Origin of the sequence: Kangsaoukella pontilimi (assembly GCF_009830125.1) — a bacterium.
Classification (GTDB): Bacteria; Pseudomonadota; Alphaproteobacteria; order Rhodobacterales; family Rhodobacteraceae; genus Kangsaoukella; species Kangsaoukella pontilimi.
The window spans coordinates 1,092,049-1,104,485 of sequence record NZ_WUPT01000002.1 but is presented as its reverse complement, the minus strand read 5'-3'; the positions used below and the strand labels follow the sequence as shown (position 1 = coordinate 1,104,485).

Annotated in this window: 11 protein-coding genes and 1 riboswitch; of the genes, 5 read left to right on the top strand and 6 right to left on the bottom strand. The window is 64.9% G+C overall.

Annotated elements, in window-relative coordinates:
* Window positions 1–22: 22 nt before the first annotated feature.
* The 6 genes from metK to GQ651_RS15020 all read right to left on the bottom strand — a co-directional run bounded on the left by metK (window position 23) and on the right by GQ651_RS15020 (window position 6,437).
* A complete protein-coding gene (metK, locus tag GQ651_RS15045) occupies window positions 23–1,204 on the bottom strand; it encodes a methionine adenosyltransferase (RefSeq protein WP_160765020.1) in 1,182 nt (393 codons plus the stop codon).
* 7 nt (window positions 1,205–1,211) lie between these two features.
* A riboswitch (SAM-SAH riboswitch) is annotated at window positions 1,212–1,262 on the bottom strand.
* Window positions 1,263–1,269: 7 nt separating this feature from the next.
* Window positions 1,270–2,760, bottom strand: a complete 1,491-nt coding sequence (lnt, locus tag GQ651_RS15040) for an apolipoprotein N-acyltransferase (protein WP_160765019.1) — start codon at window positions 2,758–2,760, stop codon at window positions 1,270–1,272.
* 16 nt (window positions 2,761–2,776) lie between these two features.
* On the bottom strand, window positions 2,777–3,664 hold the full coding sequence (locus tag GQ651_RS15035; protein WP_160765018.1) for a hemolysin family protein: 888 nt from the start codon (window positions 3,662–3,664) through the stop codon (window positions 2,777–2,779).
* Window positions 3,664–4,182, bottom strand: a complete 519-nt coding sequence (gene ybeY / locus GQ651_RS15030; protein ID WP_160765017.1) for an rRNA maturation RNase YbeY — start codon at window positions 4,180–4,182, stop codon at window positions 3,664–3,666. The genes GQ651_RS15035 and ybeY overlap by 1 nt, the downstream gene beginning before the upstream one ends.
* 372 nt (window positions 4,183–4,554) lie before the next feature.
* Window positions 4,555–5,613 (bottom strand): ABC transporter ATP-binding protein, encoded by a 1,059-nt coding sequence (locus GQ651_RS15025; RefSeq protein ID WP_160765016.1) that lies wholly within the window; start codon window positions 5,611–5,613, stop codon window positions 4,555–4,557.
* The gene (locus GQ651_RS15020) at window positions 5,601–6,437 is read right to left on the bottom strand and encodes an IclR family transcriptional regulator (RefSeq protein ID WP_160765015.1); all 837 of its coding nucleotides are present in this window, start codon (window positions 6,435–6,437) and stop codon (window positions 5,601–5,603) included. The genes GQ651_RS15025 and GQ651_RS15020 overlap by 13 nt, the downstream gene beginning before the upstream one ends.
* 152 nt (window positions 6,438–6,589) lie before the next feature.
* Here GQ651_RS15020 and GQ651_RS15015 point away from each other — a divergent pair, with 152 nt between their 5' ends.
* The 5 genes from GQ651_RS15015 (at window position 6,590) to GQ651_RS14995 (ending at window position 12,431) form a co-directional block, all read left to right on the top strand.
* The gene (locus GQ651_RS15015; RefSeq protein WP_160765014.1) at window positions 6,590–7,858 is read left to right on the top strand and encodes an ABC transporter substrate-binding protein; all 1,269 of its coding nucleotides are present in this window, start codon (window positions 6,590–6,592) and stop codon (window positions 7,856–7,858) included.
* A 108-nt stretch (window positions 7,859–7,966) separates the two neighbouring features.
* The gene (locus GQ651_RS15010; protein WP_160765013.1) at window positions 7,967–8,896 is read left to right on the top strand and encodes a carbohydrate ABC transporter permease; all 930 of its coding nucleotides are present in this window, start codon (window positions 7,967–7,969) and stop codon (window positions 8,894–8,896) included.
* Between the two features lie 238 nt (window positions 8,897–9,134).
* Window positions 9,135–9,500: an MmcQ/YjbR family DNA-binding protein gene (locus tag GQ651_RS15005; RefSeq protein WP_319637448.1), complete on the top strand. Its 366-nt coding sequence runs from the start codon at window positions 9,135–9,137 to the stop codon at window positions 9,498–9,500.
* 1 nt (window position 9,501) lies between these two features.
* Window positions 9,502–10,350, top strand: coding sequence for a carbohydrate ABC transporter permease (locus GQ651_RS15000; RefSeq protein ID WP_160765012.1), 849 nt, complete (start codon window positions 9,502–9,504; stop codon window positions 10,348–10,350).
* On the top strand, window positions 10,350–12,431 hold the full coding sequence (locus GQ651_RS14995; protein WP_227258203.1) for an alpha-galactosidase: 2,082 nt from the start codon (window positions 10,350–10,352) through the stop codon (window positions 12,429–12,431). Before GQ651_RS15000 ends, GQ651_RS14995 begins: the two co-directional genes overlap by 1 nt.
* Window positions 12,432–12,437 lie beyond the last annotated feature (6 nt).

The window sequence follows — 12,437 nt, the reverse complement described above, 5'->3', positions numbered from 1 at the left end:
GGGCCGAGGGGGCGGCCCCCCCTCAGACAGCCGCCTTCAGCGCCTCGGTCAGGTCGGTCCGCTCCCACGAGAAACCGCCGTCTTCTTCGGGTGCGCGCCCGAAATGGCCATAGGCCGCCGTCCGGCTGTAGATCGGCCGATTGAGGTCGAGATGCTCGCGGATGCCACGGGGGCTGAGATCCATGACCTTGGCCACCGCGCGTTCGATGGCCGAAGGGTCGACCTCGCCCGTGCCGAACGTGTCGGCATAGACCGAAAGCGGCTTCGAGACGCCGATCGCATAGGACAACTGGATGAGGCAGCGCTCGGCCATGCCGGCGGCCACCACGTTCTTGGCCAGATACCGCGCGGCATAGGCGGCCGAGCGATCCACCTTGGTCGGATCCTTGCCCGAGAACGCGCCGCCGCCATGGGGGGCTGCCCCGCCATAGGTGTCGACAATGATCTTTCGGCCCGTCAGACCCGCGTCGCCGTCCGGTCCGCCGATCACGAACGTGCCGGTGGGATTCACCCACCATTCGGTGGCCTCGGTCAGCCAGCCATCGGGCAGAACCTCGCGGATATAGGGCTCGACGATGGCGCGGATGTCGTCCGAGCTCTGATCCTCGCTCTCGTGCTGGGTCGACAGCACGATGGAGGTCACCTCGACCGGCTTGCCGTTCTCGTAGCGGAGGCTGATCTGGCTCTTGGCGTCCGGGCGGAGCGTCGGCTCGGCGCCGCTCTTCCGCGCCTCGGCCAGCCGTTTCAGGATCGCATGGGCATAATGGATCGGCGCCGGCATCAGTTCGGGCGTCTCCCGGACGGCATAGCCGAACATGATGCCCTGATCCCCCGCACCTTCTTCCTTGCTGTTGCTCGCGTCGACGCCCTGCGCGATATGCGCCGACTGCCGGTGCAACAGGTTGGTCACCTCGCAGGTGGCGTGGTGGAATTTGTCCTGCTCATAGCCGATGTCCCGGATGCAGTCCCGCGCAATGGCCTCGACGCGGTCGAGGTACACCGACAGACGCTCGGGGTCGCTCAGACCCACCTCTCCCCCGATGACAACCCGGTCGGTCGTCGCGAAGGTCTCGCAGGCCACGCGCGCCTCGGGCTCTTCGCTGAGAAAGGCATCGAGGATGGCGTCCGAAATCCGGTCGCACACTTTGTCTGGATGGCCTTCGGAAACGCTCTCCGAAGTGAAGGTATAGTCTTGCCGGTTCATTGGGGATCGCTCCGTTAAGAAAGTACCCCGCCACGCCAGGAAGCCGTTGTAGCGGTTTTGCTCGCCTATCCCGGCTTGCGCCTGTTTGCAATCCGGTTGCGCATCGAGGTCAGGGAAAGTGCGGTGAACAGCAATAATAGCAACGCAGCGACCGGAAGGTCACCGATCCGGGCGTAAACGGTGGCGGACAGGGGGGGCGGCACCTCGGCATCGATATACCCCTCCTCGCCCAGCCCAAGGCTCGCGAAGACCTCGCCCGTGGGGGTGATCACCGCCGAGACACCGGTATTCGCGGCCCGTATCAGGGGCAGCCCCTGCTCTGCCGCGCGAAATCGCGCCTGCTCCAGATGCTGGAACGGTCCGGCGAAAGTGCCGAACCAGGCGTCATTGGTGATCTGGATCAGAAGGTCGGGACGCTCAATCGCACGACCGATATGGCCCGGAAAGATCGCCTCGTAGCAGATGAGCGGCACGGCGCGGCCAAGAGGTGTGTCAATGGCCCGGACCGCCGCGCCGGGGGTGAACCCGAAGCCCGTAAAGGCCGCCATCCGCCGAAGAAGGTCGATCCGGCCCGGAATGTATTCTCCGAAGGGCACGAGGTGCACCTTGTCATAGGTCTCGGTCACCTCGCCGCCCGGCCCGACGGTCACCAGCGCGTTGAACCACTGACCATCTTCGGTCCGCCGGTTGAGTCCGGTGATGAGCGGAGTGCCCCCTGCCTCAATCGCAGCACGCGCCAGAACCGGCCCGGCGATGTCCAAAGGATAGGGGATCGCCGTTTCCGGCCAGACGATCAGGTCCGGCGACGCTTCGCCTGCAGCAGTCGAAGTCAGAAGGCGCCGCATGAAGACAGGCGCGCGCTCGGGGTTCCATTTCTCGTCCTGCGGCACATTGGGCTGGACGAGGCGCACGGACGGCCTGTCCAGGATTTCTTCGCCCGGTTTCGCCCAAAGGCCGACGATCGCGCCTGCACCGAAGAGACCCGCCAGCACCGCGAGCGTCAGCCCTCCGCGCCAGAGCCGGGACAGCCCGACCGAGGGCAGCGCCGCGAGAACGAGGGTCAGCGCGGTCAAACCGTAGGGTCCCCAGAGCGCCGCGCTCATCCGGACCGGCGTGTCGGTCCATAGATAGGCCGGCAAGGCCCAGGGAAAACCGGTCAGCACATGGCCACGCGCCATTTCGGCCAGCGCCAGCCCCAGCGCCACGGCCAGAGCCCCGCCGCCCGCCAGCCGTCGGGCCAGCCACGCCGCCAGTCCCCAGAAAAGCGCCAGCCCACCCGCCATGAAGACCAGAGCGAAGGGCGCCATCCAGCCATGGGTGGCGGCATCGACAAGGAAGGGCTCGACAATCCAGTGCAGCGCAACCGCGAAATAACCAGCGCCCCCGGCCCAGGCCGCCCAGGCGGCGCGGCGGGGAGTGACCTCTCGGACGATCAGGGCGATGAGACCGGCGAACCCGATCAGCGCAAGCGGCCAGAGCCCGAAGGGCGCATGACCAAGCGCCGCCACAGCGCCGGCGATCAGACCGAGCGCCAGAAGTGCCCAGCGGCCCGTCACGCGCCGTGCGTCCCCGTCACTCCGCGGCCTTCGCCACGCCGAAACGCACCCTCAACCGCTTGATCCGGCGCGGGTCGGCATCGACCACCTCGAAATCCAGCCCGTCGGGATGTTCGACCACCTCGCCCCGGGCCGGCACGCGGCCCGCCAGCATGAAGACGAGACCGCCGAGCGTGTCGATCTCTTCCTCGTCCTCTTCATCGACAAGGCGGCGTCCGATCTCGGTCTCGAACTCGTCGACGGGGGTCCGCGCCTGAACGAGGTAACAGCCCGGCGCCTCCTCGGTCCAGAAGCGTCCTTCGGCAATATCGTGCTCGTCCTCGATCTCGCCGATGACCTGCTCGATCAGGTCTTCGATGGTCACGAGACCGTCGACACCGCCGTATTCGTCGATCACCAGGGCCATATGGACGCGGTCGGACTGCATCTTCTGCAAGAGAACACCGATCGGCATGGAGGGCGGCGCAAAAAGAAGCGGCCTCAGCATCCGCGACAGCGCAAAGCGCTCGCCCGAGCCGTTGAAGCCGTGGCGCAGCGCGAAATCCTTCAGATGGACCATGCCCACGGGCGAATCGAGCGTGCCCTTGTAGACCGGCAGCCGCGTCAGCCCCGATTGCCGGAACACCTCGACGAGGTCGTCCTTGCCGATGTCGGTGGGAACCGCGACGATCTCGACCTTGGGAAGCATCACGTCCTCGACGCGCATATGCGTCAGGTTGGCAAGCCCGCCCGCCGGTGTCCCCGCGGCGGGAACCATGGCCGTTCCAGGCACGGCGTCATCCGAGGCCTCACCCGCTCCGAAAGCATCGAACAGGCGCCCGAAAAAGCCCCGTCCGGCCTCGTCTTCCTCTGTCTGCTGCGCGCCTTGCGCTGCGTTAGAGGATCCGTCCGTCGTATCGCCCATCAATCCTTTCCATCGCTGACCGGCCCGCCGCCGTCCGTATCATATGGGTTCGGCAGGCCAAGCCCTTCAAGTATCGCGACCTCGACCGATTCCATCAAGTCGCCGTCGGCATCGTTTTCGTGATCATAGCCCAGAAGATGCAAGGTTCCATGAACAAGAAGATGCGTGGCGTGCTGAAGAAGCGGCAATCCGCCCGTTTCGGCCTCGCGGCGGCAGGTGTCGAAGGAAATGGCGAGATCGCCAAGGTCTTCCCTGGTCGCAGGCCGCGCGGGGCGCGCACCCGGCTCACTGGCCGCGCGCTCGGCCGCGGGCCAGGACAGGACATTGGTGGGCGCGGCCTTGCCGCGGAAGGTCTCGTTCAGCTCCGCGATCCGCGCGTCGTCACAGGCCAGTAGCACGAGCTCGCCCGGGCTCTCCACGCCGAGATGCGCCAGCGTCGCCGAAACGGCCCGCTCCGCCGCCGCCTCCAGCCCCGCGGCGCGCCAGCGGTCATCCTCGATCACGATATCCATGTCCATTCCGGCCCTGTGACACGGATTTCAACGCGGTAAAAGAGGGGGCTCTGCCCCCGCCGCCCTTCGGGCGCCTCCCCCGGGATATTTCGGAACAGGCGAAACGCAATTTTAATCAAATGCGAATTATCTGCGTGAACGGTACAGGCGGGGACGCCGATGACCGTAACAGGCGAAGCCCTCCGGTCCTCGTGCCGGGGGGCCGAGCGCCAGCGCTTCAGGCGCCAATCCCGGACAATTTGACTCGAATTGTCCTTCGCCTGTTCACAAATATCCCCGCGCGGAGCGCATCGCGATGGCCCCGGCGATTGCGCAGCAATCGATGGGGACGGCGCAAGGCATCACGTGCATGGCGCGCCTCGCGCCATGCCCCTTTTATCAGCGGATACGGGCTTCTGTGGCGCTGTCGAAGAGATATATGCGCGCGTCGTCGAAGCGCAGTCCGACACGGTCGCCTTCCTTGGAACGGATATCGCCCCGCTCCTCCACGATCATGCGCTCGCCCGTGTCGGACGTCAGATAGGCATAGCTGACACCGCCCAAAGCTTCGGTCAGGTCAACGCTGTGGCTGTCGCCTGAGGGATCGATCGTGACGTGCTCGGGCCGGATCCCCACCGTCACGGCCGTTCCCTCGCCCGGCAGCGTCACCTGCGGCGTCACGGTACGCCCCAGCCCGGCCACCTCGACCGCGCCACCCTGCACGCGGCCGGCCATGAAATTCATGGCGGGCGAACCGATGAAGCCCGCGACAAAGCGGTTGTCCGGATCGCGGTAGAGATCGAGCGGTGCGCCCACCTGTTCGATATTGCCGAGCCGGAGCACCACGATCTTGTCCGCCAGCGTCATCGCCTCGACCTGGTCGTGCGTCACGTAGATCATCGTCGCACCGATTTCCTTGTGGAGCCGCGCGATCTCGACCCGCATCTCGACCCTGAGCTCCGCGTCGAGGTTCGAGAGCGGCTCGTCGAACAGGAACACTTCCGGCCCCCGCACGATGGCGCGCCCGATGGCGACCCGCTGGCGCTGACCGCCCGAGAGCGCCGCGGGCTTCCGCTTGAGATACTCGTCCAGTTTCAGGATCTTGGACGCCTCAGCCACCTTGGCCTTGATCTCGGAGGCGGGGTGGCCGTTCATCTTCAGCCCGAAGCCCATATTCTCTTCCACCGTCATGTGCGGATAGAGCGCGTAGGTCTGGAACACCATCGCCACGCCCCGTTCGGCCGGGTCGAGCCGGGTCACGTCCCGGCTGCCGATGTTGATCTTGCCGTCGGTCGTTTCTTCCAGACCCGCCACCATGCGCAGCAGCGTGGACTTGCCGCAGCCCGAGGGGCCGACGAAGACGCAGAACTCCCCGTCTTCGATTCCGAGGTCGACGCCATGGATGACCTGCACATCGCCATAGCGCTTGATCACATTACTCAGTGTCACTCCTGACATTGTACGGTCCCCGTTGCTGGTTGATCTGCTTTGAGTTTGTCGGGAAACCGCCAGTGGCGTGCCTCTCCCGCGATGCGTTCTGCGGCGCCCCGCACCTTCGGCGCGAGCTGTTCCAGGTCGTTCAGTGTCCGCCGCGCCGTCGTCGACGTGACCGAGATCGCACCCAGAATCTGGCCAGATGCGGACAGGATGGGCGCAGCGACACAGATGATTCCCGCCTCGTGCTCTTCCCGGTCGAAGCCGTAGCCCCGCGCGCGGATCGCCGCCAACTCCTCTCTGAGAGCGGCCTCGGTAATCAGCGTTGCCGGCGTGAAGGCGTGGAAGCTCTGCTGGTCGATAACCGCCTGGAGTTCTGGCTCGGGCAGGAAGGCCATCATCGCCTTGCCGACCCCGGTACAATAAGCCGGGCCCACCTTGCCGGCCGAGGAATACATCTTCACCGCCTCTTCGGCGTTTCGCTTGTCCACATAGAGCACCTGCGCATGATCGAGTTGCGCCAGGTGCACCGTCTCACGCGTTGCCCGCGCCAGCGCATCCACGTGAGGCCGCGCGATGGGCGCCAGCGACGACTGCTCCCACGCCGCATGAGCAAGACGCACGAGCCGGATGCCCGGCGCATATGTGTGCCGCTCCTCGTCGAAGCTGAGCATGCCCTGATTGGTGAGCGTCTGAACGAAACGGTAGAGCGTCGCCTTGGGAAACGGCGAGGTCTCGAGCAGTTCGGCGAACCTGACCGGGCGCCCGAAAGCCGCCACGCGGTCAAGTACGTCGAGCGCCTTGCCGACGGTGCCGTCCCCCTTCGCCTCGCGATCCACGCGGTTCATCGCTGTCCTCCCCCTGCCGCGGCGATTGATTTTGAACTTCGTCCATCGGCATTGTTGACAAGGCTAAGCGATTCCGTGTTAGGATTTCAATATACAAAACCGAGTTTCATTATTTGGAACTCATTCCATAATGGGACACCAGGGAGGACACCATGCGTTCCATGCTCAAAGCGTCCGTCGCGACGCTGACCACGGCTGCCGTTCTGGCAGGCGGCGCTGCCTTTGCCGGCAGCCATTCGCTTTCCGGCGATCTGAAGATTTTCCTCGACACATCGAACCCCGCGCCCCGTGCGACGATGGAAGCGATGATCGCGGACTTTCAGGAAATGCACCCCGATCTGAACATCGAGACCACGGTGATCGACCGCGAGGCCTACAAGACGCAGATCCGGAACTTCCTGACCGCCGACGCGCCTGACGTGGCTACATGGTACGCCGCCAACCGGATGCGCCCCTATGTCGAAGCGGGCCTCTTCGAAGACGTCTCGGACCTCTGGCAGGAGCCGGAAATCGCCGAGAATCTCGCCTCGACCAAAGGCGCGCTGACCATCGACGACAAGCAGTGGGGCGTGCCCTATACCTACTACCAGTGGGGCGTATACTACCGCAAAGACATCTATGAAGAGCTGGGCCTCAGCGAGCCGTCCAACTGGGACGAGTTCAAGGCCAACTGCCAGGCCATCGTGGATTCGGGCCGCGCCTGCTTCACCATCGGCACCAAGTTCCTCTGGACCGCCGGGGGATGGTTCGACTACCTGAACGTCCGCACCAACGGCTTCGACTTCCACATGGACATGGCCGCGGGCAACGTCGAATGGACCGACGACCGCGTGCGTCAGACCTTCGCCAACTGGCGCGAACTGATCGACATGGGTGCCTTCGTCGAAAACCACCAGAACTACTCCTGGCAGGAGGCGCTTCCCTTCATGGTCAATGGCGAGGCCGCCGGCTACCTGATGGGCAACTTCGCCGTCGCACCGCTTCGCGAGGCCGGCCTGACCGACGATCAGCTCGACTTCTACCAGTTCCCGGCGATCAACCCGGATGTCGAACTGGCCGAAGACGCGCCGACCGACACGTTCCACATCCCGGCCAATGCATCGAACAAGGACGCTGCGCGCGAATTCCTGCGCTTCGTCGTCTCGGCGGACGTTCAGACCGAGATCAACAACGGTCAGAACCTGGGCCAGCTTCCGGTCAACGCGGCCGCGTCGGTGGATGACGACAAGTTCCTGAACGAAGGCTTCGCCATGCTGTCCTCGAACAGCCCCGGCGGCGTCGCGCAGTTCTTCGACCGCGACTTCCCGGCTGAAATGGCCGCCGAAGCGATGCAGGGCTTCCAGGAGTTCATGGTGTTCCCAGACAATCTGGACGACATCCTGAACCGCCTCGAGCGCGTGCGTCAGCGCGTGTACCAGTAAAGACCCGTCGGGCGGGGGCTACGGCCTCCGCCCTTCGCCCCGCAGCGACCCATCCGCAAGCCGCCCAGCTACGGGCTTTCGCATGTGCCGCGACCGAGGGAGTGAGACATGACCACAACCGCCCTTCCCGACACCCATGCCGACCGCGGCGGACGCGGCTGGTACAAGCGGAACGAGATCGCGCTGACGCCGTGGCTGTTCCTTGCGCCCGCGATCCTGTTCTTTGCGGTCTACGTCATCATCCCGATCTTCCAGTCGATCTACATCAGCTTCCTCGACTGGGACGGCCTGGGCGAAGCGCGTTGGGTCGGTCTGGAGAACTATGCCGAACTGATGGAGGACAGCGCCTTCGAGGTCTCCCTCTGGAACAACCTGAAATGGCTGGTCTTCTATCTTCTCGCCATTCCGGCGGGCCTCTTCATCGCCTTGTTTCTGAACCAGACCGTCACCGGCATCCGCATCTACAAGTCGTTGTTCTTCTTCCCCTTCGTCCTCAGCCAGGTGGTCGTGGGCCTCGTCTTTTCATGGTTCTACCTGCCGAACGAGGGAATCCTGTCGAACATCGTGCAGTTCTTCGGTGGAGATCCCCTGAACGTCCTTGGCGACCCGACGCTGGCCACCTACGGCATCATCGCCGCGGGTCTCTGGCCGCAGACGGCCTATTGCATGATCCTCTACCTGACGGGCCTCAACGCGGTGGACCCCGAACAGGTCGAGGCGGCGCGGCTGGATGGCGCACGGGGCTGGAAGATGCTCTGGTACGTCATCATCCCGCAGCTCAAGCCTGCGACCTTCATCGCCTTCGTGGTCACGATCATCGGTGCGCTTCGGTCCTTCGACCTGATCTCGATCATGACCAATGGCGGCCCCTTCGGCCAGACGCGCGTGCTGTCCTTCTACATGTTCGAGAAGGCGCTCTCGGAATACGGCTTCCGCATGGGCTACGGCGCGGCGATCGCGGTGGTGCTGTTCCTGATCATGCTGTGCTTCATCGCCTATTTCCTCTGGTCGATGTGGAAAGAGGAAAAGGGCCGGTGAGGCTCGCCGGTCCGAGAATTTGCGCCGGCTTCGCCGTCGCCCGATGCGAGGGGCCAGCCCCTCGCGCTCCCCGGAGTATTTCTCAAAAGAAGAAGCGAAAATTTGAGTCAAATTGTCTTCGCCTGTTCGCAAATATCCCGGGGAGTCGCGCGAAGCGCGGCGGGGCAGAGCCCCATGCCACGGCAGGCCTGTGCGCGGCTTACGTGACGGGAAGCGTCGCCTCAGAAAAGGTTGCGCCGTGACCCGCGCCGACTTCGATACGCTCTGCGCCGGGATGCCCGGCGCGGTCCTGTCCGGCCCGGGCGAACTGGACGCCTGGAAGGTCGGCGGCAAGATGTTCGCCTGTTTCGGGCACACTGAGAACCGCGCCAGCAACACCGACGCAGCCTCGGTCAAATGCCCCGATGCCGAGACGGCGGCCATGCTGATCGACGCGGGCGCCGCCCGGAAGGCGGCCTATTTCCACCGCTCCTGGGTGACGCTCGATCTGGGGCCCCTTGAACCGGACGAGGCGCGTCACCGTATCGCCGTCAGCTACGACACCATCCGCGCAAGTCTGAAAAGGGCCGCGCGCGACGCCCTGCCGCCGAGAGAGGAGGCCTGAGATGTTCCCGACACCGATCCAGCAGCGCCCGCAAGCCGCGCAGGTGATGTACAAGACCCTTCTGCCGATCTCGCTGATCCTGTGGCTGCTGCCGCTGATCGCCGTGGCGATGTTCTCGATCAAGCCCGACACCGATTTCACACAGGGCAATTACTGGGGGATGCCGGGGTCGTTCGAGCTGGTCAACAATTACGGGCAGGTCTTCTTCAACTCCGACATGCCGCGCTACATGCTGAATTCGGTGCTGATCACGGTGCCGACCGTGATCGGCGCGGTGGCGCTGTCGGCCATGGCAGGCTTTGCCCTCGGCATCTACCGGTTCCGGTCGAACCTGATCATCTTCTTCATGTTCGTCGCGGGCAATTTCGTGCCGTTCCAGATCCTCATGGTGCCGGTGCGCGACCTGACGCTGGACATGGGGCTCTACAACACCAAGACCGGTCTGGTGCTGTTCCACATCGCCTTCCAGACCGGCTTCTGCACGCTCTTCATGCGGAACTTCATCCGCCAGCTTCCCTTCCCGTTGATCGAGGCCGCGCGCGTCGAGGGTGTCGCTGAATGGCGCATCTTCTGGTACGTGGTACTGCCCCTGATGAAGCCCGCGCTTGCCGCGCTGGCGGTCCTGATCTTCACCTTCATCTGGAACGACTATTTCTGGGCCGTGGTCCTGACCCAAGGCCCCGATAGTCAGCCCGTGACCGCAGGCATCACCTCGTTCAACGCGCAGTACCGCGCCGCCTATCACCTGATGAGCGCGGGCTCGATCGTGGCAGCCCTGCCGCCGGTGCTGATGTTTTTCCTGATGCAGAAACATTTCATCGCGGGTCTGACACTGGGCGCCGTCAAATAATGCAAAGCTGGACGCTGGAAGACGGCCGCCAGACGCTGGTTCTGGCGGCCCGGGCAGAGCGTCTGCCCGAGGTTATCTACTGGGGGGCGGCGCTTCCCGGCACCGACAATGCCGCGGTGCTCGCGTCTGCCCAAGCGCTTGACGTCACGGGCGGCATGCTGGACGAAAACCCGGCCCTGTCGATCTGTCCGGAAGCATCGCGGACCTTTCCGGGCCAGCCGGGCCTGATCCTGCACGGCGCGGACGGGCAGCCCATCCTGCCCGCTTTCCTCTTCGCCGAGGAAGAGCGGTCGGACACCGCGCTGACGCTCACCTATCGCGACGCCGCGCACGGGCTGACCTATAGGGCGTGCTTTGCGCTCGATCCCGACACCCATGTCATTCAGGCCACCGCCGCGCTGGAGGCAGACCGGCCCGTCCATCTGCACTGGCTGGCCGCCCCGGTGATGCCCGGTCCGCAGCTTTCGGACGAGATGATCGACGTCTCGGGGCGCTGGTGCGGCGAGTTTCAGTTGAACCGGACCGCGTGGTCCCCCGGCGTTCGCTGTCGCGAAAACCGGACGGGGCGGACGGGACACGAGCATTTCCCCGGCCTGATCGTGCCGGGCCGGGGTGCCGCCAATGCCAGCGGCGAGGCCTGGGGATTTCATCTCGGATGGTCGGGCGGTCATCGGATGGTCGCGGAAGAGCTGCCTGACGGGCGCCGCCAGGTCCAGTTCGGGGTGGCGACGGGCCTGATGACCGAGCCGGCGACGCGGCACGAGACACCACCGCTCTACCTCGTCTATTCGCCGGACGGGCTGAACGGCTGCGCGGTCTCGTTCCAACGGCACCTGCGGGACCGGATCGTGACATGGCCCGACCCTGCGCGTCCCCGGCCTGTGCATTACAATTGCTGGGAAGCCATCTATTTCGACCACAATGTCGACGCGCTGAAAGACATTGCGGACCGCGCCGCGGCCCTTGGTGCCGAACGTTTCGTTCTGGATGACGGCTGGTTCGGAAAGCGCGACGACGACACGACATCCCTTGGTGACTGGGACATCGACCGGCGCAAATGGCCGGACGGGCTGACACCGCTTATCGAGCATGTCCATGCGCTCGGGCTGAGTTTCGGCCTCTGGTTCGAGCCGGAAATGGTGAACCCGGATAGCGACCTATACCGCGCTCACCCCGACTGGGCGCTTGGGCCCGCCGACCAGATCACGGGGCGTCAGCAACTCGTTCTGGACATGTCCCGGCCCGAACTCCGCGATTATCTCTATGAGAAGATCGCCGGGGTCCTCGGAGCGCACGACATCGACTACATCAAATGGGATCACAACAGGGTCCTGCCGCATCCCGATCAGGCTCAGACCCTGGGCACCTATGCCCTAATCGACCGGCTGCGCGCCGACTTTCCCAAGGTCGAGATCGAAAGCTGCGCCAGCGGCGGGGGCCGGATCGACTTTGGCATCCTCGCGCGCACGCAGCGCGTGTGGCTGTCGGATTCGAACGACGCGCTGGAGCGGCTCAGGATGCAGCATGACGCGGCTCTGTTTCTGCCCGCCGCCATCACCGGCAGCCATGTGGGCCCCCGCACCTGCCACAGTTCCGGCCGCACCCATGACATCCGCTTCCGGGCATGGGTCGCGGCGCAGCGGCATATGGGCTTCGAGATGGACCCCCGCGAGCTGACCGAGGACGAGGCAGAGGTCCTCACCCGCGTTACCGCATGGTGGAAAGCCAACCGCGACTGGATGATGGGCGCCGATATACTGCGTCTCGACAGCGCCGATCCGGCCGTCATCGCAGAGCAGCAACAGGCCAGCGACGGCCACCGTTTCGTGGTCTTCGCGGGCAAGGCGCGGACGTCGGATCAGATCCTGCCACGCCCGCTCCGGCTGACCCGCCTCGATCCCGCCGCGCGCTATCGCGTGACACTCGCAAACCGCGACGATGCCACCGGGCTTTCGCGCGGAACGCCTGCGCTGAAAGACGGGCCACTCGAGCTCTCAGGTCAATATCTGATGAGCCACGGCCTCAGCCTGCCCTGGAGTTTTCCCGAAACCATGTGGATCGTGGAGGGGGAAAGGCTTTAGATGCGG